This is a genomic window from Nocardioides sp. CPCC 205120 (assembly GCF_048654585.1).
Classification (GTDB): domain Bacteria; phylum Actinomycetota; class Actinomycetes; order Propionibacteriales; family Nocardioidaceae; genus Nocardioides.
The window spans coordinates 72448-93274 of the sequence record NZ_JBMCYY010000002.1 but is presented as its reverse complement, the minus strand read 5'-3'; the positions used below and the strand labels follow the sequence as shown (position 1 = coordinate 93274).

At 74.7% G+C, this 20827-nt stretch carries 22 protein-coding genes; 7 read left to right on the top strand and 15 right to left on the bottom strand.

All coding sequences use genetic code 11. The features are described from left to right. Positions 1-12: 12 nt before the first annotated feature. From gcvH to ACOACO_RS11465, 7 genes are all read right to left on the bottom strand, one after another. On the bottom strand, positions 13-399 hold the full coding sequence (gene gcvH / locus ACOACO_RS11495) for a glycine cleavage system protein GcvH (protein ID WP_420296418.1): 387 nt from the start codon (positions 397-399) through the stop codon (positions 13-15). A 69-nt stretch (positions 400-468) separates the two neighbouring features. Continuing rightward, on the bottom strand, positions 469-1233 hold the full coding sequence (locus ACOACO_RS11490; protein WP_420296417.1) for a DUF881 domain-containing protein: 765 nt from the start codon (positions 1231-1233) through the stop codon (positions 469-471). Continuing rightward, entirely contained in the window at positions 1226-1558 is a 333-nt protein-coding gene (locus ACOACO_RS11485) for a small basic family protein (RefSeq protein WP_420296416.1), read from the bottom strand. The genes ACOACO_RS11490 and ACOACO_RS11485 overlap by 8 nt, the downstream gene beginning before the upstream one ends. Further along, on the bottom strand, positions 1555-2331 hold the full coding sequence (locus ACOACO_RS11480) for a DUF881 domain-containing protein (RefSeq protein ID WP_420296415.1): 777 nt from the start codon (positions 2329-2331) through the stop codon (positions 1555-1557). Before ACOACO_RS11480 ends, ACOACO_RS11485 begins: the two co-directional genes overlap by 4 nt. A 172-nt stretch (positions 2332-2503) precedes the next feature. Continuing rightward, positions 2504-3139 (bottom strand): CDP-alcohol phosphatidyltransferase family protein, encoded by a 636-nt coding sequence (locus tag ACOACO_RS11475; protein ID WP_420296414.1) that lies wholly within the window; start codon positions 3137-3139, stop codon positions 2504-2506. A gap of 89 nt (positions 3140-3228) precedes the next feature. Beyond that, positions 3229-4275, bottom strand: coding sequence for a hemolysin family protein (locus ACOACO_RS11470; protein ID WP_420296413.1), 1047 nt, complete (start codon positions 4273-4275; stop codon positions 3229-3231). After that, positions 4272-5630, bottom strand: a complete 1359-nt coding sequence (locus ACOACO_RS11465; protein ID WP_420296412.1) for a hemolysin family protein — start codon at positions 5628-5630, stop codon at positions 4272-4274. The genes ACOACO_RS11470 and ACOACO_RS11465 overlap by 4 nt, the downstream gene beginning before the upstream one ends. 276 nt (positions 5631-5906) lie before the next feature. On the opposite strand from ACOACO_RS11465, the gene ACOACO_RS11460 reads away from it, so the two are divergent. Both ACOACO_RS11460 and ACOACO_RS11455 read left to right on the top strand, forming a co-directional pair. After that, positions 5907-7445, top strand: coding sequence for a DUF1800 domain-containing protein (locus ACOACO_RS11460; RefSeq protein WP_420296411.1), 1539 nt, complete (start codon positions 5907-5909; stop codon positions 7443-7445). 13 nt (positions 7446-7458) lie between these two features. Further along, entirely contained in the window at positions 7459-8730 is a 1272-nt protein-coding gene (locus tag ACOACO_RS11455) for a DUF1501 domain-containing protein (RefSeq protein WP_420296410.1), read from the top strand. A 22-nt stretch (positions 8731-8752) separates the two neighbouring features. Here ACOACO_RS11455 and ACOACO_RS11450 read toward each other — a convergent pair whose 3' ends face one another. The 3 genes from ACOACO_RS11450 to cobT are packed head-to-tail and all read right to left on the bottom strand — an operon-like array spanning position 8753 to position 11870. Next, positions 8753-9556, bottom strand: a complete 804-nt coding sequence (locus ACOACO_RS11450) for a TrmH family RNA methyltransferase (protein ID WP_420296409.1) — start codon at positions 9554-9556, stop codon at positions 8753-8755. A gap of 2 nt (positions 9557-9558) precedes the next feature. Further along, entirely contained in the window at positions 9559-10794 is a 1236-nt protein-coding gene (cobA, locus tag ACOACO_RS11445) for a uroporphyrinogen-III C-methyltransferase (protein ID WP_420296408.1), read from the bottom strand. Continuing rightward, positions 10794-11870, bottom strand: coding sequence for a nicotinate-nucleotide--dimethylbenzimidazole phosphoribosyltransferase (gene cobT / locus ACOACO_RS11440; RefSeq protein ID WP_420296407.1), 1077 nt, complete (start codon positions 11868-11870; stop codon positions 10794-10796). Before cobT ends, cobA begins: the two co-directional genes overlap by 1 nt. A 74-nt stretch (positions 11871-11944) precedes the next feature. On the opposite strand from cobT, the gene ACOACO_RS11435 reads away from it, so the two are divergent. Together ACOACO_RS11435 and ACOACO_RS11430 are read left to right on the top strand one after the other, a co-directional pair. Further along, positions 11945-12466 (top strand): YbhB/YbcL family Raf kinase inhibitor-like protein, encoded by a 522-nt coding sequence (locus ACOACO_RS11435; RefSeq protein ID WP_420296406.1) that lies wholly within the window; start codon positions 11945-11947, stop codon positions 12464-12466. Between the two features lie 227 nt (positions 12467-12693). Beyond that, positions 12694-13632, top strand: a complete 939-nt coding sequence (locus ACOACO_RS11430) for a type IV toxin-antitoxin system AbiEi family antitoxin domain-containing protein (protein ID WP_420296405.1) — start codon at positions 12694-12696, stop codon at positions 13630-13632. Between the two features lie 97 nt (positions 13633-13729). Here the strand turns inward: ACOACO_RS11430 and ACOACO_RS11425 are convergent, their stop codons facing one another. From ACOACO_RS11425 to ACOACO_RS11415, 3 genes are all read right to left on the bottom strand, one after another. Next, the gene (locus ACOACO_RS11425; RefSeq protein WP_420296404.1) at positions 13730-14368 is read right to left on the bottom strand and encodes an FMN reductase; all 639 of its coding nucleotides are present in this window, start codon (positions 14366-14368) and stop codon (positions 13730-13732) included. Continuing rightward, positions 14365-15519: an LLM class flavin-dependent oxidoreductase gene (locus ACOACO_RS11420; RefSeq protein WP_420297221.1), complete on the bottom strand. Its 1155-nt coding sequence runs from the start codon at positions 15517-15519 to the stop codon at positions 14365-14367. The genes ACOACO_RS11425 and ACOACO_RS11420 overlap by 4 nt, the downstream gene beginning before the upstream one ends. Before the next feature lie 61 nt (positions 15520-15580). Continuing rightward, positions 15581-16681, bottom strand: coding sequence for a PP2C family protein-serine/threonine phosphatase (locus tag ACOACO_RS11415; RefSeq protein ID WP_420296403.1), 1101 nt, complete (start codon positions 16679-16681; stop codon positions 15581-15583). 202 nt (positions 16682-16883) lie between these two features. Here ACOACO_RS11415 and ACOACO_RS11410 point away from each other — a divergent pair, with 202 nt between their 5' ends. Together ACOACO_RS11410 and ACOACO_RS11405 are read left to right on the top strand one after the other, a co-directional pair. After that, entirely contained in the window at positions 16884-17849 is a 966-nt protein-coding gene (locus ACOACO_RS11410; protein WP_420296402.1) for an alpha/beta hydrolase, read from the top strand. Positions 17850-17919: 70 nt separating this feature from the next. After that, positions 17920-18468 carry an RDD family protein gene (locus ACOACO_RS11405; protein ID WP_420296401.1) on the top strand — a complete coding sequence of 183 codons (549 nt, stop codon included), beginning with the start codon at positions 17920-17922 and terminating at the stop codon, positions 18466-18468. Positions 18469-18472: 4 nt separating this feature from the next. On the opposite strand, the gene ACOACO_RS11400 is transcribed toward ACOACO_RS11405, so the two are convergent. Both ACOACO_RS11400 and ACOACO_RS11395 read right to left on the bottom strand, forming a co-directional pair. After that, positions 18473-19243: a sulfite exporter TauE/SafE family protein gene (locus ACOACO_RS11400; protein ID WP_420296400.1), complete on the bottom strand. Its 771-nt coding sequence runs from the start codon at positions 19241-19243 to the stop codon at positions 18473-18475. Next, positions 19240-20043, bottom strand: coding sequence for an ABC transporter ATP-binding protein (locus ACOACO_RS11395; RefSeq protein WP_420296399.1), 804 nt, complete (start codon positions 20041-20043; stop codon positions 19240-19242). The genes ACOACO_RS11400 and ACOACO_RS11395 overlap by 4 nt, the downstream gene beginning before the upstream one ends. 51 nt (positions 20044-20094) lie before the next feature. On the opposite strand from ACOACO_RS11395, the gene ACOACO_RS11390 reads away from it, so the two are divergent. Further along, positions 20095-20820, top strand: a complete 726-nt coding sequence (locus ACOACO_RS11390; protein ID WP_420296398.1) for a hypothetical protein — start codon at positions 20095-20097, stop codon at positions 20818-20820. Positions 20821-20827 lie beyond the last annotated feature (7 nt).

Here is a 20827-nt window from a genome sequence, read left to right as displayed (position 1 = left end):
GTGGAGCTCTGTTCAGGCGGGGAGGTCGGCCTGGTAGGCCGCGGCGTCGAGCAGCGCGTCCACCGCGCCGGCGTCGGCGGGCACGACCTCGAAGAGCCAGCCGTCGCCGTACGGGTCGGAGTTGACGACCTCCGGGGTGGCGTCGAGCGCCTCGTTGACGGCCACCACCTCACCCGTCAGCGGGGCGTAGATCTCACTGACCGACTTGTGGGACTCGAGCTCGCCGCAGGGCTCGCCGGCGCTCACCGACTCCCCCACCTCGGGCAGCGTCACGTAGACGATCCCGCCCAGCTCGTCCTGCGCGTAGTGCGTCACGCCGACGCGCACGGCGCCGGCGGTCTCACCGGGCTGGCGCACCCACTCGTGCTCGGCGGTGTACTTCAGGTCCTCGGGGTACACGGTGCGCTCCTCGGGGTGCGGGACGAGCTGGCGGCTGCCCCTCGACGCGGCAGCACGACGACCCTAGCGTCACCCGGCAGGGTCGGCGAAGGACGGCGTGTCGAGCTCGACGACGCTCGTCACCTCGACGGAGTCCAGCTCCTCCACCTCGACGTCCACGCCCTTGCCGCGGAACCGCTCCGTGGGGCCGTCGGGGAAGGACATGGCGCCGGCCAGCGTGTCGGGCGCGCCGATCACGTCGACGACGTACGGCGAGGAGAGCCGCACCCCGTCCACCGCCAGCCCGTCGCCCCCGGTGCCGACGAAGGTGTCCACGACCACGCGGACCTCGTCGTTGACCTCGATCGCCTCGGCGCCGGCGGTGCGCAGCTCCTGGAGCATGTCGACCACGTGGGCCGGGTCGATGGTGCCGTCGTCGTCGGTGAGCGTCACGCGCAGCCCGGGCCCCTCCACCGCGACCGTGCCGGCCAGCACGGCGAGGGTGCGGGCCTCGCGCTGCGCCTGCTCGAGGGCGGTGGTGCGCCCGGTGGTGGTCGAGCGCAGGTCGTCGCGGGTCTGCTCGAGCCGGGCGATCTCCGCCTCCGCCCGCTGGGTGGTGCCCGCGATCCCGCTCAGCAGGTCGATGAGGTCCTGCTCCCGGTAGCCGGAGTACGTGTCGTCGGCGGCGATGGTGCGCACCTGGACGATGCCCGCGAACCCGACGACCGCGAGCAGGACGCCCACCACCACCTGGCTGCGCGAGGGTCGCAGCAGCGCGTCGCGCAGGCGGGTGCGTCCGGTGGTGCCGCTGCCCTCCGCCGCGTCGTCGGGGTCGGGGAGGGTCGCCTCAGGCATGGAACACGTGGCGGCGGATGGCCGCCATGTTGGAGAAGATCCGGATGCCCAGCACCACGATGACGCCCGTGGAGAGCTGGCCGCCCACGCCGAGCCGGTCGCCGAGGTAGACGATCACCGCGGCGATCACGACGTTGCTGACGAACGAGATGACGAACACCTTGTCGTCGAAGATGCCGTCGAGGTAGGCGCGCAGTCCGCCGAACACGGCGTCCAGGGCGGCCACGACGGCGATGGGCAGGTAGGGCTGGAGGGCCAGCGGCACGTCGGGCTCGAGCACGAGCCCGAGCACGATGCCGATGAGCAGCCCGAGGGCGGCGATCACGGTCGGTCTCCCGTCGTCGACGGCTGGGTGGACGCCCCGACGGGCGCCTGGTCGTTGGCCTGCTGCGGGTCGGTCGGCTGCCCGGGGCCGGCCGGCGCCATCTCCTCGGCGTGGCGCAGCACGGGGGCGGGCCCGGCCGGCAGGCGCAGCTCGCCCACGTTGTCGAGCTCCACGACGAGGCCGACCGACGAGGCGATGACGTCGAACTCGCGCCCCGGCCGGGTGTCGGCCAGGTCGGCCTGCAGCGTGCGCGGGTCGCCGACGGCGTCCACGACGTACGGCGCGGTGAGGGGCCGGCTGTTGACGTTGATCGCGCTGCCCGAGTTGCGGATGGACGACAGCGGGGTCAGCCGCTGGCCGTTGATGGCGATCGCCTCGGCGCCGGCCTCCCACAGGCCCGCGACCAGCCGCGCCAGGTCCTCGTCCTGCACCCGGCCGGAGCTGTCGCCGGTGCCCTCGCCGGAGGGGTCCTCGGGCGCGTCGTCGACGACCGCGCGCACGCCGGGGCCGACCACCTCGCCGTACCCCGTCACGAGGCGCAGCCCCTCGACCTCGCCGGCCGCCGCGCGCTCGCGGGCCTCCAGCCCCTCCAGCGCGGCGGTCGCGGCACCGTTGGCGGCCCGCAGCTCGGCGATGCGCTCCTGCAGCGCGGCGAGGCGCTCCCGGCCCTCCGTGGCCCGGCCCTCGAGGGTGGTGCGGCTGGTCTCGTTGGTCGCCGCGTCGCGCGAGCTCTGCACGGCCGCCGTCGCGGCGAGGAGGCCGAAGACCCCCACCGCGACGACCGTCGCCCGGCCGAGCCGGCGCCCGGCCGGGGTCGGCGCGCCCGTCCCGTGGGCGTCGTCGCCGCACGGGCCTTCTTCTCGGCGACGTGGACGTAGTCCTCCTCCAGCGACTGGCGGGTGACGAGCTCCAGAAGCGGCAGGGTGGCGCGGTCGGACGGGGTGGTCATCGCGGCCCCGGGGCCCCGTCGCCGGCGCGTCCGCGCTCGGCGCGGCGGGCGAGGGGCTCGGTCGTGGCGAGCAGCCGCCGTACCTGCCAGGCGTAGAGCAGGCCCGCCCACCAGTAGAGCCCGATGCCCCACGCGGCGAAGGCCCAGCCGAAGACGAGGGCGAGCGTCGCGACCACCCCGGTGCCGTCGCCCAGCAGCAGGAGGGGGAAGGCGTAGAGCAGGTTGAAGGTGGCGGCCTTGCCGAGGAAGTGGACGGGCAGCGCGCTGTAGCCGCGGGTGCGCAGGAAGGGCACGAGGCACCACAGGAGCGCGTCGCGCAGCGGGAGGATGACGACCACCCACCACGGGATGACGTCGCGCAGGCCGAGGCCGATGATCACCGCGAGGATGTAGAGCCGGTCCGCGACCGGGTCGAGCACCTCCCCCAGGGAGGAGCGCTGGTCGAGGCGGCGGGCGAGGTAGCCGTCGAGGAAGTCGGTGACCCCGGAGACCATGAGCACGAGCAGGGCGAGGCCGTCGGCCTCGGGCCCCAGCACCAGCCACAGGAACAGCGGGACGCCGAGGAGGCGGAGGCCGGAGAGGACGTTCGGGATCGTCCACACGCTCGCCGTCCGGCTCGACTCATCGGACACGGGTCACTTACCTGCACTCACTCCGGTCGTGCCACGCCCCGCCGGGGCCTTGCCGGGGTCACCCTAGTCGTCGGCGGCCCCCGGCAGGCTCAGGCCCCGTCCTCCGCGTGGGCGGCGTCGCGGATCTCGCCGACCAGCTCCTCGATCACGTCCTCGAGCGTCGCGAGACCCAGCAGCTCGCCGTCGTCGCCGATGACGCGGGCCATGTGCGCCCCCCGCCGCTGCAGCACCTCGAGGGCGTCGTGGAGCAGGTCGCTGTGGCGCACCGCCGCGAACGGTCGGATCCACTTCGCGTCGATCACGCGCTGGCGGCGGGTCTCGTCGGTCTCCAGGACGTCCTTGATGTGGAGGTAGCCGAGGAGCTCGTCGCCGTCGGCGACCGGGAACCGGCTGAAGCCGGTCGAGGCGCACAGGTCCTCGACGTCGGCCACGGTCGACCCGCGGGGAACGGTCGCCAGCGTGTCGAGGGGCATGATCACCGCGCCGACCAGCTTCTCGGTGAAGCCGAGCGCGCCGGAGAGGCGGTCGTACTCCCCCGCCGCGATGAGGCCCTCGCCGTGCGACTCCTCCACGAGCGCGGCGACCTCCTCGCGGGTGAAGGCCGAGGACACCTCGTCCTTCGGCTCCACCCGCAGCAGGCGCAGCGTCGTGTTGGCCACCGCGTTGAGGGCGATGATCAGCGGGCGCAGCACCGTCACGACCACCATGAGCGGCGGGCCGAGCACGACCGCGGCGCGCTCCGGGTCGGCCAGCGCGATGTTCTTCGGGATCATCTCGCCCAGCACGACGTGGAGGTACACCACCAGCGTCAGCGCGATGACGAACGAGAGGGGGTGGGTCAGGCCGTGCGGCACGCCGACCGCCTCGAAGAGCGGCTCGAGCAGGTGCGCGACGGCCGGCTCGCCGACCGCGCCCAGGCCGACCGAGCAGATCGTGATGCCGAGCTGGGCGCCCGCCATCATCACCGACACCTGCTCCATCGCCCGCAGCGTGATCCGCGCCCACCGCGAACCCGCGCGGGCCAGCGGCTCGATCTGGCTGCGCCGGGCCGCCACGAGCGCGAACTCGGCACCGACGAAGAAGAAGTTGAGGCCGAGCAGCACGACGGCGAGGCCGATCGCGACGTAGTCGTTCACGCGTCCTCCCCCTCGGGCACCCGGTCCAGCAGCAGCAGCGACACGCGGTCCACCCGCAGGCCGTCCATGTGGTCGACGGTGAGCACCGCGAGCTGCTGGCGCTCCTCGCCGTCCTCGCCGTCGCGCACGGGCACCGGCACCTCGACCACGTCGCCCGCGACGGGGATGCGGCCCAGCTCGCGCACGACGAGCCCGCCGACGGTGTCGTAGTCCTCGTGCTCCGGCAGGGCGATCCCCGAGGCGTCCTCCACCTCGTCGGGACGCAGCAGGCCCGACAGGGTCCAGGTCCCGTCGCGCCGCAGGCGCACCCGGGAGCCGAGCCGGTCGTGCTCGTCCGCGATGTCGCCGACGATCTCCTCGACCACGTCCTCGAGCGTGACGACGCCCGCCTGCCCGCCGTACTCGTCGAGGACGACGGCGAGCTGGAAGCCGTCGTCGCGCAGCAGCGTGAGGAGCGGGTCGAGGCGCAGGGTGTCGGGCACCAGGGTGGGCGGGGCCATGATCGAGCGCACGCGGGTCGTGGCGCGCTCGTGGACCGGCAGGCCCACGGCGTTCTTCACGTGGACCGTGCCGACGACGTTCTCGTCGGCGTCGAGCACCGGGAAGCGGGAGTGACCCGTCGAACGGGCGAGCTCGATGACCGCGATCGCCCGGTCGGTCTGCTCGACGCTGTCGGTGCGCACGCGGGGGGTCATGATCTCGCCGGCGGTGCGCTCGCCGAACGACACCGAGCGCTCCATCAGCTCGGCCGTGTCCGCGTCGAGCGTGCCCTGGTCGGCGGAGCGGGCGATGAGCGAGGCCAGCTCGCGGGAGCTGCGCGCCGAGCGCAGCTCCTCCTGCGGCTCCATCCCGAGGCGGCGCACCGCGCTGTTGGCCGACCCGTTGAGCAGCCGGATCGGCCCGGCCATCACGGCCGTGAAGACGCGCATGAAGACCTGGGTGGCCTGGGCGGTGCGCAGGGGCAGGGCGATGGCGAGGTTCTTCGGCACCAGCTCGCCGAAGACCATCGTCAGGGCCGTGCTGACGACGAGCGCGACGCCGACGGCGACCGGCGTGACGGAGCCGGCCGGCAGCCCGGCCGCCGTGAGCGGGTCGCGCAGCAGGGCCGCGAGGGCGGGCTCGGCGAGGAAGCCGACGGCCAGGTTGGTGACCGTGATGCCGACCTGGGCCCCGGAGAGCTGGGTCGACAGGTGCCGCAGCGCCTTCTGCACGCCCTCGGCGCCGGGCTCACCGTTCTCCGCAGCCCGGTCGACCTGGCCGCGGTCGACGGTGACGAACGAGAACTCGGCGGCGACGAACACGCCGCAGGCCGCGATCAGCAGGAACGAGACCGCGAGGAGGATCCACTCGGTCATCGGTGCCCCCCGGGGACCACGGTCGGGTCGGGGGGCTCAGGACTTCGGGGGCGCTCCATCGGGAAGGACGAACCAGCTCTCTGCACGACGGTCGGACGCCTCATCCTAGGAGGTGCGTCCCCGGGCGACCACGCCCGGCACGTCGCGGCTCCGAGGTCCGCGCCGCGCGCGGTCCCGGAACCGGTCCGGCGGTTCCGCTCAGGTCGGGCCCGTGCGCACCGATCGGGACGGGTGCAGGGCGGCAGGGTGCCGCCCCTCCTCGTCTCGGGAGGCACCGTGAGCCGCTCCGTCGCACAGCCGGCCGGACGCACCAGCACGCGCACCGGCGCGAGCACCGTCGCGCCCGCCGCGGCCACCTCGTCGTACACACCGCAGCGGTACCCCGGTGCGGCACCGTTGGACCCCGCCTCGCTGCACTTCGCGCGCCGCCTCACCTACGGCTACACCCCGGCCCTGGCGGCCGAGATGGCGGCCGCGGGCGGTCGGCGGGCGTGGTTCGAGCGCCAGCTGCGGCCCGCGTCGATCCCGGACGCGGCCGCCGACGGCCTGCGCGCCTGGTGGCCCTCGCTCAACCGCGCGCCGAGCGAGCTGTGGGAGCGCCAGGTCGCGGAGATCGAGCACGGCTGGGTCGTCATGGCCGACTACGCCCGCTGGCTGATGATGCGGCGCCTGACGTCGCAGCGCCAGGTGCACGAGCTGATGACGGAGCTGTGGGAGGGCCACTTCCACGTGCCGGTCAACGGCGACTCCCACTTCGTGCACCGCACGTCGTACGGCGACGCGCTGCGCGCCCGCGCGCTCGGCACGTTCACCGACCTCCTCATCACGGCCACCACCCACCCGGCCATGGGCCTGTTCCTCGACAACGCCATCTCGACCAAGGCCCGCCCGAACGAGAACCTCGGGCGCGAGCTGCTCGAGCTGCACACGGTGGGGCGCGGCAACTACACCGAGGCCGACGTCAAGGACTCCGCCCGCATCCTCACCGGCTACCGCGTCGACGTGTGGAAGACGTGGGCCGCCACCTACCGGCCCACCGACCACGCGACGGGCCCCGTCCGCGTCATGGGGTTCACCCACCCGAACTCCGACCCCGACGGCCGCGCGGTCACCCGCGCCTACCTCACCTACCTCGCCCGCCACCCCGCGACGGCGCGGCGCATCTGCCGGCGCATCGCGACCAGGCTGGTGCAGGACTCCCCGCCCGCCGCGCTCGTCGACCACCTCGCGTCGGTCTACCTGACGAGCGGCACCAGCATCACCGCGGTGCTCCGGGCGCTCGTGGCCCGCCCCGAGTTCCTCGCCTCGGCCGGTCGCAAGGTGCGCGACCCGGGCGAGGACGTCGTGGGCACCTACCGCGCGCTCGGCGCCACCCTCGCCCGCCCGAGCGCCGACGGGTCGGCGGTCAACCAGCTGCTGTGGCAGGCCACCGCCCTGGGCGCGAGCCCGTTCAGCTGGCCGCGGCCGGACGGCCCCCCGATCGACAACGCGTCGTGGAGCTCCGGCTCGCGGGCGCTCGCCTCGTTCTCCTTCCACTGGAGCGCGGCCGGGCGGTGGTGGCCCAAGACCGACATCGCCTACGCCGCCCCCACCGACTGGCTCCCCCAGGCGTCGCTCACCTTCGCCCAGCTGGTCGACCACCTGTGCGGGCGGATGCTCGGCACGCCCTCGACGCCGGCGCTGCTGCAGGCGTGCTGCGAGGCGACGGGCTACCAGCCCACGACGGTCGTCACGGCCACGCACCCCCTCGTCAAGTGGGAGTTCAACCGGCTCCTGGCGATCCTGCTCGACTCCCCCCACCACCTGACGCGCTGAGCGGAGCACCCTCGTGAACCAGTCCCGTCCCGCCGCCGCGCCCGCCTGCTGCGACGAGTTCGCCGGCGTGTCGCGCCGGAGCCTGCTGCGCGGCGCCCTCCTCGCCGGCGCCGCCGCCACGTTCGGCGGTGCCGTCGTCAACGTCTCCGCCGGGTACGCCGCGGCCGGCACCACGCCGAGCGACAAGGTCCTCGTCGTGCTCTCCCTGCGGGGAGCCGCCGACGGGCTGTCCCTCGTCGTCCCCCACGCCGACCCCGTCTACTACCGCGCCCGGCCGCGCATCGCCGTCCCCGCGGAGCGCCTCCTCGCCAAGGACGCGATGTTCGGCCTGCACCCGGGCTTCGCCCCGCTGCTGCCGATGTGGACCGCGGGCAAGCTCGCCGCCGTCCACGCGACCGGCCTGCCGGCCCCCAACCGCTCGCACTTCGCCGCCATGGAGGAGGTCGAGGACGCCACGGCCGGCAGCACCACCCGCGAGGGCTGGCTCAACCGCCTGCTCGGCCAGGACGCCTCCACCCACCCGCTCGACGGCGTGGCCGTCGGCGACGGCATGGTGCCCACCTCGCTGTACGGCGCCGAGGCGGTCTCGTCGATGCGCGACCCCGCGTCGCTCCAGCTGGCCGGCGCCGACGAGTGGGACACCATCGGCGGGCGCCGCCGCTCCATCCAGTCGCTGTGGGGCCCCGACGCCTCCACCCTCGGCCGGGGCGTGCGCTCAGCGCTGGCGGCCGTCGACGACTTCGCCCCGGTGCGGGCGCTGCCCGCCACACCGGGCGGAGGCGCGACGTACCCGAACACGGACCTCGGCAAGGCGCTGCGGCACGTCGCCCAGGTGGTGCGCGGCGACGTCGGCACCAAGGTCGTCACCGTCGACCAGGGCGACTGGGACATGCACACCGACCTCGGCACGCTCAGCTGGGGCGGCATGCAGCGCAACGTCGCCGACCTCGCCGGCGCGATGGCGGCCTTCTTCACCGACCTCGGCACGCTCGGGGACAAGGTCACGCTGGTGACGCTCAGCGAGTTCGGTCGCCGCGTGCGGGAGAACGACAACTACGGCCTCGACCACGGCTACGGCAACGTCATGCTGCTGGCCGGGGCGGGGGTGCGCGGCGGTCGGTACCTGGGCACGTGGCCCGGGCTCACCGACACCGCCGACGCCGACCTGCTGGTCACGACCGACTACCGCAGCGTGCTCGCCGAGGTCGTCTCGCGGCGGTTCGGGGCCAGCACCGCCCAGGTGTTCCCCGGCTTCACCCCGACCCGCGTGGGGGTCATGCTCTGAGGCCCGCGCTGAGACCCGCGCCTCAGCGGCGCGCGGCGACGTAGCAGGCCACGGCGCTGGCGGCGGCCACGTTGAGCGAGTCGATGCCGTGGTGCATCGGGATGACGGCGCGCCGGTCCGCGGTGGCCTGCCAGCGCTCCGAGAGCCCGTGCCCCTCGGAGCCGAGCACCAGCGCGAGGCGGTCGACGCCGCGCACGGCGTCCTCGACGTCGACGGCGTCGTCAGCCAGGGTCAGCGCCACCGTGGTGAAGCCGTACGACGACAGCAGCGGCAGCGCGTCGTACCAGTCGTCGAGGCGGGTCCAGGGCAGGGAGAAGACGGCCCCCATCGCGACCTTGACCGCCCGGCGGTAGAGCGGGTCGGCGCAGCGCGGGGCGAGCACGACCGCGTCGAAGCCGAGCGCGGCGCCGCTGCGGAAGATCGCGCCGACGTTGGTGTGGTCGACGATCTCCTCCAGCACGAGCACGGAGCGGGCCCCGGCGAGCACGTCGGCCAGCGGGGGCAGCGGCTGCCGCTCGAGGGAGGCGAGCGCGCCGCGGTGCACGTGGAAGCCGGTGACCTCCTCGGCGAGCTGCTCGGACACGACGTAGCACGGCGCGTCGGTGGTGGCGAGCACGTCGGCGAGACCGTCGAGCCAGCGCGGCGCCATGAGGAACGACCGCGGCACGTGCCCGGCCTCGACCGAGCGCCGCACCACCTTCTCGCCCTCGGCGAGGAAGAGGCCGTGGGTGGCCTCGACGTGCTTGCGCAGGCTGACGTCGCGCAGGTCGCGGTAGTCGGACAGGCGCGGGTCGTCGGCCGCGTCGACCTCGACGAAGGTCGCCATCCTCAGCGGTCGCCGTACCGCTCGGGGTGCGCGACCGCGACGACCTCGCCGATCACGATGATGGCGGGCGGGCGCACGCCCTGGGCGGCGATGTCGTCGGCGAGGGTGCCGAGCGTGCTCAGCACCGTGCGCTCCTCCGGCATCGTGCCCTCGGCCACGACGGCGACGGGGGTGGCCGCGTCGCGCCCGCCCGCCACGAGGGCCTCGGCGATGGCGCCCGCGTTGGCGACGGCCATCAGCAGCACGAGGGTGCCGCGGAGCCGGGCGAGGGCGTCCCAGGCGACGAGGGAGTCGGGGTGGCCGGGCGGGATGTGCCCGGAGATCACCGTGAACTCGTGGGCGACGCCGCGGTGGGTGACCGGGATGCCGGCCACGCCGGGCACGGAGATCGACGACGACAGGCCCGGGATGACGGTGACGGGCACGCCGGCGGCGCGGCAGGCCTGGATCTCCTCGTAGCCGCGGCCGAAGACGAAGTTGTCGCCACCCTTGAAGCGCACGACCCGCTTGCCGGCCCGGGCGCGGTCGACGAGCACCGCGTTGATGGCGTCCTGGCTCGCGGCCCGGCCGCGCGGCAGCTTGGCGACGTCGACGAGCTCGACGTGCGGGGCCAGCTCGTCGAGCAGCTCGCGGGGCGCGAGCCGGTCGGCGACGACCACGTCGGCCGACGCGAGCGCCTGGCGGGCGGCGACGGTGACCAGCGTCGGGTCACCGGGCCCGCCGCCCACGAGCACCACGCCGGGCGTGGTGTCGGCGGTGCCCGCCGCGGCGAGACGGCCGTCGACGAGGGCGGAGACGACCTCGTCGCGCACCGCCGAGGAACGGCGCGGGTCGCGGTTCGCGAGCACCGCGACGGTGACGCCGCCGTGGCGGCCGACCGCCGGCGTCCACGCGGAGGCCTCGCGGGCGTCGTCGGCGCGCACGCAGAAGATGCGGCGCTCGTCGGCCGCCTCGATGACGGCGTGGTTGACGGCCGGGTCGTCGGTGGTGGCGATGGCGTACCAGGCGCCGTCGAGGTCGGCGGGCTCGAAGCGGCCCTCGCGCCACGTGAACTCGGCCAGCATCCCCTCGAGCGCGGGGGTCAGCACCGGCGAGACGACGTGCACGCGGGCGCCGGCGGCGATGAGGGCCGGCACGCGGCGCTGGGCGACGTGCCCGCCGCCGACCACGAGTACCCGGCGGCCGGTGAGACGCAGCCCGACCGGGTACGGCGGGTGCTCCTCCTCCCGGGCGCCCATCAGGCGTCCTTGCGGGCCACGCCCGCGGAGTCGAAGGTCGCCATCTCGGCGAGCACCAGGGCGGCGCTGCGCACGAGCGGGAGGGCGAGGGCGGCGCCGCTGCCCTCGCCGAGGCGCAGGTCGAGGTCGACCAGGGGGCGCAGCCCGAGGTGGGCGAGCGCCGCGCTGTGGCCCTGCTCGGCCGAGCGGTGCCCGGCCACGAGGTAGGCGGTGACCTCCGGCGCGAGCGCCTGGGCGACGAGCGCGGCGGAGCCGGCGATGAAGCCGTCGAGCACCACGGGCACGCCGGCCGCGGCACCGCCGAGCAGGTAGCCCGCGAGCGCCGCGTGCTCCAGCCCGCCGACCTCCGCGAGGGTGGTGAGCGGGTCAGCGGCGGATCCGGTGCCGGTCGCGGTGTCCAGCCGGGCCAGCGCGTCGGCGACCACCTGGGTCTTCAGGGCCAGCGTGGCGTCGTCGACGCCGGTGCCGCGTCCGGTGGCGACCGCCGGGTCGACGCCGGCGAGGGCGGCGACGAGGCAGGCCGACGGGGTGGTGTTGCCGATGCCCATGTCGCCGGTCAGCAGCACGTCGTGGCCGCGGGCGACGAGCTCGGTGGCGACCGTGATCCCCACCTCGAGCGCCGCGCGGGCCTCGTCGCGGGTCATCGCGGCGCCCGTGCGCAGGTCGGCGGTCCCCCGCCGTACGTTCCGGTCCCAGACCACCGCGTCGGCCGCGACCGGCGAGGCCACCCCGACGTCGACGACGACGACGTCGGCCCCGCAGGCGCGAGCGAGCACGTTGACCGCCGCACCGCCCGCGCGGAAGTTCTCCAGCATCCCGACCGTGACCTCGGCCGGCCAGGGCGAGACGCCCTGGGCGAGCACGCCGTGGTCGCCCGCGAACACGGCGACGACCGGGCGCGCCGGCGCCGGCGGCGGGCAGGTGCGTGCGATGCCGGCCAGCTGCACCGACAGGTCCTCCAGCACGCCCAGGGCGCCCGCCGGCTTGGTCAGCTGGGCCTGGCGCTCCACCGCGTCGCGGCGGGCACCGGCGTCCGGCGGGACGATGCGGGCGAGGGTCTCCTCGAGAAGTGGCACGGCGGGCATTCTCCCCGACGGCGGCCGCGGCGGACGTCGTGGTCCACCCTGGGAGCTCTGGCTAGTTTCGTGACATGAGTCTCGAGCGCCCCGTCACCCCCGACCCGTACACCCTCCTGCCCGCCGCCGCGTCGTTCACCGTGACCAGCACGGACGTCACCGACGGTCAGCCGCTGAAGGACGACCAGGTCGCCGCCCTCGGCAACACCTCGCCGCAGCTGTCGTGGAGCGGCGCGCCGGAGGGCACGAAGTCCTACGTCGTCACGTGCTTCGACCCCGACGCCCCCACCCCGAGCGGCTTCTGGCACTGGGTGCTCGTCGACGTGCCTGCGTCGGTGACCTCCCTCGACACCGGCGCCGCCGCCGGCGAGCTCCCGGGCTCCGCCTTCCACGTGCGCAACGACGGCGGCTCCCACGGCTTCATGGGCGCCGCCCCGCCGGAGGGCGACCAGGTGCACCGCTACTACTTCGTCGTCCACGCCGTCGGCGAGGAGTCGCTCGGCGTCGACGCCGACGCCTCCCCCGCCGTCGTGTCGTTCAACCTGGCGTTCAAGACCCTCGGCCGCGCCATCCTGCACGGCACCTACCAGCACTGAGTGCGTGGTTGGCGGGTTGGCGGGTTCCCCGGTGCACCGGGGAACCCGCCGCTTCCGGTGCCAAACTTCCCGCCGGAAGCGGCGGGTTGCGTGGTCAACCATTCACGCCGTGAACGACTCGGCCCCGCCGAGGCCACTAGTGCTCCACAGGCGGCCTGGCCTCACCGGTCTTCCACCGCCCCCGGGGGCCCGGGTGTGAGCACTGCCCCGCCGGGCACCTCCGCCCCATGCGCGACGCCCTCCACGACCTCTGCGCCCGTCAGGGCTACTTCCTCACGCGAGACGCTCTCGCCGCCGGCTACACGGAGACGGCCTTCTACCGGGCCGTGCGCCGCGGCGACGTCGAGCGGCTCCGGCACGGCACGTTCTCCCTCCCGGAGACCTGGGCCGGCCTGGACGCCGATGCGCGTCACCGCGTCCTCATCGACGCCGTCCTCGCCCGGTCGCTCGTCGAACCCGTCGTCACCCACACCAGCGCGGTGCTGCTGCACACCGCCGGCTGGTGGGACCTCGACCTGTCCTCGGTCCACGTCACCCACCCGCACCGGCGATCCGAGCGACGCGAGTCCGGGGTGGTCCACCACCAGAGCCGGGTCCCCGAGCAGCACCTGGCGGTGGTCGGCGGCGTACCCACGGTCACTGCGGCCCGGGCAGCCATCGAGCTGACCACCGTCGCGGACACGGAGCGTTCGCTCGTCGTCATGGACAGTCTCCTGCGCGAGCGCAAGGTGACGCCCGATGAGCTGCAGGACATGGCGGACCACGCTCGCGCCTGGCCCGGCACGCTCGGGACCCGGATGGCCGTCAACCTGGCGGACGGCGCTTCGGGGTCGGTCGGCGAGTCACGCAGCCGCTTCCAGTTCTGGCGGGGCGGCATCCCGGCGCCCGTCCTGCAGCACCGCGTCATGGACGGGAAGCGACTCGTCGCGGTGCTCGACTTCTGGTGGCCCGAGCACGGCCTGGCCGGCGAGTTCGACGGCATGGCGAAGTACGGCCGGCTAGTGCCGGAAGGGATGACGCCGGCCGACGTGCTCGCTGCGGAGAAGCAGCGGGAGGACGAGGTCCGGGAGCTGCTCGGCTGCCGCTTCATCCGCTACACGTGGCAGGACCTCGACCGGCGCGCGCGGATGATCGATCGCACGCGGTCGATGCTGGGCCTGGCCTGAGCCGGGTCGGCGGACCGAACCCGCCACTTGTCGCGTGAAGTTTGCACCCTGAAGTGGCGGGTTCCCCGGTGCACCGGGGAACCCGCCACCCGACGTCTCACCGCGGGTCGGAGCCCCGCAGCAGCTGCTCGAAGGGGATGACGTCGCCGAACTCCTCGTCGGCGGCGGGCAGCGCGGCCTGGCGGCGCTGCGTCGTACGACGCGTGCCTGCGGCCAGGTCGGCGAGTTCGCCGGCGGCGCGGTGGACGCGGGAGGCCAGGTAGCCGTCGCCGGCGCCGAAGTCCTCCGTCGCGGCGAACACCGCCGTCGGGACGGTCGTCGCGCGGAGGTAGGCGAACAGCGGGCGCAGCGCGTGCTCCAGCACGAGCGAGTGCCGCGGCGTACCGGCGGTCGCGGCCAGCAGGACCGGCGTGCCCGCCAGCGTCTCGGGCTCCAGCACGTCGAAGAACGTCTTGAACAGCCCGGAGTACGACGCGCTGAACACCGGCGTGACGACCACGAGCGCGTCGGCACGGGCCACCGCGCCGATCGCGTCGGCGAGGTCGCCGGTCGCGAAACCGGTCAGCAGGTGGTCGGCCAGCGCGTGGGCGTGGTCGCGCAGCTCGACGACGTCGAGCTCGACCTGCTCCCCCCGCTCCGCCAGCGCCGCGGTGACGGCGTCGGCGAGGCGGTCGGCGAGCAGGCGCGTCGAGGACGGCTGGGAGAGCCCGGCGGTGACGACGACGACGCGGGTCATGCCGTCACCTGCGCGGGGGCGTCGTCCTCCACGCGGTGCCCGGTCACGTCGTCCGTGGCGTGCACCGTCGTGTCCCGGGCACCGCCGGCCGCGGCCACGAGCGAGCCGTGCGTCGGCGCGTCCGGCACGTGCGCCGGGCGGCCCTCGGCGAAGCCCTTGCGCATCTCGGGCAGGATCTCGCCGAGCAGGTCGAGCTGCTCGAGCACCGTCTTGAGCGGCAGCCCGGCGTGGTCGACGAGGAACAGCTGGCGCTGGTAGTGCCCGACGTAGTCGCGGAACGACAGCGTCCGCTCCAGCACCTCCTGCGGCGAACCCACGGTCAGCGGGGTCTGCGAGGTGAAGTCCTCGAGCGAAGGGCCGTGGCCGTAGACCGGGGCGTTGTCGAAGTACGGGCGGAACTCCCGCACCGCGTCCTGGCTGTTGCGGCGCATGAAGAACTGCCCGCCGAGCCCGACGATGGCCTGGTCGGCGCTGCCGTGGCCGTAGTGCTCGAACCGGCGTCGGTAGAGCGCCACCATCTGCCGCGTGTGCGAGGCCGGCCAGAAGATGTGGTTGTGGAAGAACCCGTCGCCGTAGTACGCCGCCTGCTCGGCGATCTCGGGACTGCGGATCGAGCCGTGCCACACGAACGGCGGTACGCCGTCGAGCGGGCGCGGCGTCGAGGTGTAGCCCTGCAGCGGGGTCCGGAACTTCCCCTCCCAGTCGACGACGTCCTCGCGCCAGAGCCGGTGGAGCAGCGCGTAGTTCTCGATGGCGAGCTCGAGGCCGCGGCGGATGTCCTTGCCGAACCAGGGGTAGACGGGGCCGGTGTTGCCGCGGCCCATCATCAGGTCGACGCGGCCGTCGGTGAGGTGCTGGATCTTCGCGTAGTCCTCGGCGATGAGCACCGGGTCCGTCGTCGTGATCAGCGTCGTGGCGGTCGACAGGATGATGCGCTCGGTCTGCGCGCCGACGTACGCGAGCGTCGCGGTGGGGTTCGACGAGATGAACGGCGGGTTGTGGTGCTCGCCGGTCGCGAAGACGTCCAGACCGATCTCCTCGGCCTTGCGCGCGATCGCCACGGTCGCCTTGATCCGCTCGTGCTCGCTCGGCGTGCGCCCCGTGGTGGGGTCGGCGGTCACGTCGCCGACCGTGAAGATCCCGATCTGCATGTCGCTCACTCCTCGTATAGTTGAAAGCGAAACTATCACGGGAACGACCGCGGGGGCCGGGCTATTCCCGGTGCAGCACGAGCACCGCTCGGTCGTCGTCGCCGCGCGCGACCTGGTCCACCACCCGTCGCGTCACGCCGGGGAAGCCGCGCCGCGCTATCTCGCGCGCCGAGGTGGCCCGCAGCCACTCCAGACCCACGTCGAGGTCGGCGTCGCGCGACTCGATCACGCCGTCGGTGTAGAACATCAGCCCCTCGCCCGCCGCGAGCGTCCCCGTGCTCGTCACCAGCTCCGGCCGGTGGTCGACGCCGAGGGCGGTGCCGCGGGCGTGGTCGACGAGCCAGGTGCGGCTCGCGGCGTCGTACCGCAGTGCGGGTGGGTGGCCGGCGCTGACGATCCCGTAGGCACCGGTCGTCAGGTCGACCCGCACGTGCACGGCGGTCGCGAACGTCTCGTCGTCGCCCTGGCGCAGGAGGAACGCGTTGGCCGCCGACATCAGGGCCACGGGCGGCAGCGCACCCAGCAGGCCGCCCAGCGCGCCGGCGAACTGCAGCGCCTGCGTGCCGGCCGCGAGCCCCTTGCCGCACACGTCGACGAGGATCATCTCGAGGTGCCGGCCGTCCTCGTCGAGCTCGGCGACGAGGAAGTCGCCGGCGTAGGCCACCCCGTGCGCCGGCCGCATCGCCGACTCGGCCCGCCACCCCTGGGGCAGCGGGGGCACCGTGCTCTGCGCCTGCAGCCGGTCGCGCAGGTCGACCAGCACGCCCTCGCTCACCAGGCTCGGCAGCCCGGTGCGCTGACGCCGGGCGTGCAGCAGCGTCAGGCCGACCGCGACGAGCATCGCGACCAGCGAGGAGGTACGGGCCCCGCCGAAGGTGCCGTCGACCAGCACCGCCGTCACGCCGGCCAGGAGGCAGACGAGCGCGTGCACCACCAGGGGCCAGAACCGCAGCAGCACGGTGCCCGCGAGGAGCCACACGAGGTACGCCGCGACCGGCATGAGGTCGTAGTCGAGCAGCGAGACCACGAAGCAGCAGGCGACGCCGGCGGCGAGCACCCCCAGCACCCAGGCCTGCCCGGCGCTGGAGCCGGACCGCCAGCGACCCACCCCGTCACGCACGTACGTCGTGGCGACGCGCCGTGCCCGGTTCGAGGTGATCACCGGAGCGAGACTACGGGTTCGGCGCTCCCGCCGAGGGCGGGATGCGCGGCCCTGTCCGGGCTGCGCCCGCGCTGGCGAGCGCCGACGCGGCCGTGGTCGTGGCGGGCCTCGTCGCCTCGTACCGTCGCGCGACGGCCCGGCGCCGCGCCGCGGGGTCCACCTGACCCCCCGGTCGCCGGGTCGGCGCTGCCATCATGGCGCCATGAGCCACGCCGTGACGGGGGCCGTCCCCGACCTCCTGGGTGCGCCGTACACCGCGGAGACCATCCCCCTGCCCCCCGACGACGAGGGCGAGGTCGTCACCACGCTCGTCCACCGGCCGGCCGTCGGCACCTCCCGCGGCGCACTGCTGCACGTGCACGGCTTCTGCGACTACTTCTTCCACACCGAGTACGCCGACTGGTGGGCCGAGCAGGGCTACGACGTCTACGCGGTCGACCTCCGCAAGTACGGCCGGTCCCTGCGCGAGCACCAGACGCCGGCGTTCGTCACCGACCTCCGCGAGTACCACGAGGACCTCGACGCCGCCTGGGAGCGCATCGTCGAGCGCGACGGCCACACCCACGTCGTCGCCTCCGGGCACAGCACGGGCGGTCTCGTCCTCGCGCTGTGGGCCCACGACCGACGCCCGCACGGGCTCGCCGCGCTCGTGCTCAACTCCCCCTGGTTCGACCTGCGCGGCTCGCTGCTCATGCGCACCGTCGGCACCCAGGTGATCGACCGCCTCGGAGCCGTCCTGCCGCGACGGGTGCTCCCCCGGTCGGTGAGCGGGCTCTACGGCCGCAGCCTCCACCGCGACCACGAGGGCGAGTTCGACTTCGACCTGCGCTGGAAGCCGCTGGAGTCGCTGCCGGTGAGCCTCGGCTGGCTGCGCGCGGTGCGCCGCGCCCACGCCGAGCTCCACCGCGGGCTCGCGGTGGCCGTGCCCGTGCTCGTGCTGTCGTCGGACCGCACCACCTCGCCGGCCGAGATGAGCGAGGACGTGCACAGCTCCGACGTCGTGCTCGACGTGCAGCAGATCAAGCGGTGGGCGCCGTACGTCGGGGCCCGCCACCTCACGCTCGTAACCATCCCGGGCGCCCGGCACGACGTGGTGCTCTCGCGTGCGCCCGCCCGTGCCGAGGTCTACCGGGCGCTGGAGCGGTGGCTGTCGGCCTGGGGAGGATGACGGCGCCCGACCGCCGGCCGCGGCTACGGTGGAGGGGCGGCGCCGACCGGTGTCCGCCGAAGGAGCGACCATGAGCCACCTCCCTCCCCCCGGCGGGTACGACGCCGCCCGCTCCCCGACGCCCGGCCCGCCCCCGCCGCGCCCCGGTCAGGTGCCCAGCCGCGTCGCCGCCCGCGTCGTCGACTGGGTGCTGGTGGTCACCGTGGCGTCGTTCCTCGGCAACGGGGTCCGCGCGGCCCTCTCCCTGGACCACGGGGGCAGCGCGACGGAACGCTGGGCGGCCGACGCGGTGGTCCCCGTCCTCACCCTGGTGCTGACGCTGGGGTACCACCTCTTCTTCGAGACGACCTCCGGTCGCACCCCGGGCAAGGCCCTGCTGGAGCTGCAGGTCGTCGGGCAGGCCGGCGCCGCGGTCACCCCCACCCAGTCCCTGCGGCGCAACGCCTTCCACCTGGTCATGCTGATCGCGCTCGTGCCGACGCTCCTGGGCTCGTTCCTGGCGGTGCTGGTCCCGCCCGCCCTGTACGCCGCGCTCGCCTGGTCGATCCAGACCGACCGGCTGCACCAGGGCTGGCACGACCGGTTCGCCCGGCAGACCTACGTGATGAAGGTGGGCTGACCGCTCAGCCGAGGAGGAACGCGGCGAGGGCCACGACGCCCACGACCACGATGAACCCCCGCAGGACGTGGTCGGGCAGCTTGCGACCGTACTTCGCGCCGAGCTGGGCCCCGATCACCGCGCCGACGCCGACGAGCAGCACGACCGTCCAGTCCACGTCGACGAAGATCGCGAACAGCACGCCCGAGATGCCGTTGACGAGGGCCACGAGCACGTTCTTCAGCGCGTTCAGCCGCTGCAGCGTCTCGGGCAGGCCGATCCCCAGGAACGCCATGAGGATGATGCCCTGGGCGGCGCCGAAGTACCCGCCGTACGCCCCCGTCAGCACCACCACCGGCCACAGCCAGCGCGGCCCGTGCTCGGGCAGGTCGCCCGAGCCGCGCTCCTCGCGGCGCCGCGCGATGGCCTTCGAGATCCGCGGGCCCGTCACCACGAGCACGAGCCCGAGCAGGATGAGGGCGGGGACGATGGCCGCGAACGCGCCGTCGGGCAGCGTGAAGAGCAGCACGGCGCCGAGCACGCCGCCCAGGGCGGAGGCGCTGGCGAAGCGCAGCAGCCGGGCGCGCTGGCCGGCCAGCTCGCGGCGGTAGCCCCACGCGCCCGAGAGCGAGCCGGGCACGAGCCCGATCGTGTTCGAGGCGTTCGCCGTGATGGGCGGCACGCCCAGCGCGATCAGCGTCGGGAAGGTGATGAGCGTGCCCGACCCGACGACCGTGTTGATGCCGCCCGCCGCCGCGCCGGCGACGAGGATCGCCACCAGCTCCAGCGGGCTCACGCGCCGGCCTGGCGACGCGTGCGCCGACGCGCCGACCAGCGGCCCTCCTCGAGGGCGACGGTGAGGGGCGTGTCGAACGTGGCGGAGAGGTTGGCCTCGGTGAGCGTCTCGCCGAGCGGCCCGGCCGCGACGACGCGGCCCTGGCGCAGCAGGAGGGCGTGGGTGAACCCGGGTGGGATCTCCTCGACGTGGTGGGACACCAGCACGGTCGCCGGCGAGTCGGGGTCGTAGGCGAGCACCGACAGGGTGCTCACGAGGTCCTCGCGACCGCCGAGGTCGAGACCGGCGGCGGGCTCGTCGAGCAGCAGCAGCTCCGGGTCCGTCATGAGGGAACGGGCGATCTGCACCCGCTTGCGCTCGCCCTCGCTGAGCGTGCCGAAGACGCGGTCGGCGAGGTGCTCGACGCTGAGCTCGCGCAGCAGCGAGTCGGCGCGGGCGTGGTCCACCTCGTCGTACTCCTCGCGCCAGCGCCCCACGACGCCGTGCGCGGCCGTCAGGACGAGGTCGCGGACCTTCTCGCCGCGCGGGATGCGCTCGGCCACCGAGGCGCTGGCCACGCCGATGCGCGGGCGCAGCTCGAAGACGTCGACGGTGCCGAGCAGCTCGCCGAGCAGCCCGACGGCGCCGTCGGTGGGGTGCAGCTGGGCGGCGGCGATCTGCAGCAGCGTCGTCTTGCCGGCCCCGTTCGGTCCGAGGACCACCCAGCGCTCACCCTCGTCCACCACCCAGGTGACGCGGTCGAGCAGCACCGCCTCCCCGCGTCGGACCGTCACGTCGGCGAGCTCGAGCACAGCGGTCATGACGAGCACCCTATCGACCGGCGGCGTCGGCGCGGTCCGTACCCTCGGGGCGTGATCGCCGTGCCCGTCTCGCTGACGTTCGCGTGGTGGGGAACCGCGTGGCTGCGGGGCCGTGCGGCCGCCGACGACGTGCTCGACGCCCTCGCCGAGCACGGGGTGCGCCACGTGTTCGCCGCCCCGGGCGAGGACCCCGCCACGGCCGCCGAGGTGCTGGGCGGCCTGCGCCGCGCCGGCGCCCGTGAGCTGGGCGCCGCGTTCCCCGCTCCCGGCGACCCCGTCGGCCTGGGCGGACCGCGCGACCTCAACGCCGCCGCCATCGACGCGGGCGAGGCCGTGCTCGCGCCGGCCGCCGGCGTGGGCTGGGTGCCCGCCGCCGTCGGTGCCGCCGTGGAGTGGGAGCAGCACCCCGCGTCACGGCGTCCCCTCCCCGACGTCGGCGCCGCCGACCGCGCGCTGCGGGCGGCCCTGCTCGACGCGGCCGACCGGCTGGCGCGGCTCGACGTCGCCCGCTGGAACCCCGACATGGCCGACGACCTCCTCGACCTCACCGCCGTGCCCCGCCTCGACGCCCCCGACGGCGTGCCCGCCCGGTGCGTGCAGCTCGCCGCCCGCGGCCTGCGGATGCTGCGCGTCGTCGAGCTCGGCACCGGCGACGACGGCGCCGCGGTGACCCTGGGCGAGACCGTCGCGCGCCGCGCCGTCCTCGACGACCTCGCCCGCGCCGCCCGGCACGCCCTCACCGCGGCGGCCTCCCCGGAGGCCTGGCCCCCCGACTGACCCGCGG

Bases quoted from the DNA above. Each gene is read 5' to 3' on its own strand.
- ACOACO_RS11395 (WP_420296399.1), bottom strand. From the start codon at position 20,043: ATGACCGCTGTGCTCGAGCTCGCCGACGTGACGGTCCGACGCGGGGAG.
- ACOACO_RS11465 (WP_420296412.1), bottom strand. From the start codon at position 5,630: ATGACCGAGTGGATCCTCCTCGCGGTCTCGTTCCTGCTGATCGCGGCC.
- ACOACO_RS11420 (WP_420297221.1), bottom strand. From the start codon at position 15,519: ATGCAGATCGGGATCTTCACGGTCGGCGACGTGACCGCCGACCCCACC.
- ACOACO_RS11430 (WP_420296405.1), top strand. From the start codon at position 12,694: ATGCGCGACGCCCTCCACGACCTCTGCGCCCGTCAGGGCTACTTCCTC.
- ACOACO_RS11410 (WP_420296402.1), top strand. From the start codon at position 16,884: ATGAGCCACGCCGTGACGGGGGCCGTCCCCGACCTCCTGGGTGCGCCG.
- ACOACO_RS11490 (WP_420296417.1), bottom strand. From the start codon at position 1,233: ATGCCTGAGGCGACCCTCCCCGACCCCGACGACGCGGCGGAGGGCAGC.
- ACOACO_RS11435 (WP_420296406.1), top strand. From the start codon at position 11,945: ATGAGTCTCGAGCGCCCCGTCACCCCCGACCCGTACACCCTCCTGCCC.
- ACOACO_RS11450 (WP_420296409.1), bottom strand. From the start codon at position 9,556: ATGGCGACCTTCGTCGAGGTCGACGCGGCCGACGACCCGCGCCTGTCC.
- ACOACO_RS11405 (WP_420296401.1), top strand. From the start codon at position 17,920: ATGAGCCACCTCCCTCCCCCCGGCGGGTACGACGCCGCCCGCTCCCCG.
- cobA (WP_420296408.1), bottom strand. From the start codon at position 10,794: ATGGGCGCCCGGGAGGAGGAGCACCCGCCGTACCCGGTCGGGCTGCGT.
- ACOACO_RS11425 (WP_420296404.1), bottom strand. From the start codon at position 14,368: ATGACCCGCGTCGTCGTCGTCACCGCCGGGCTCTCCCAGCCGTCCTCG.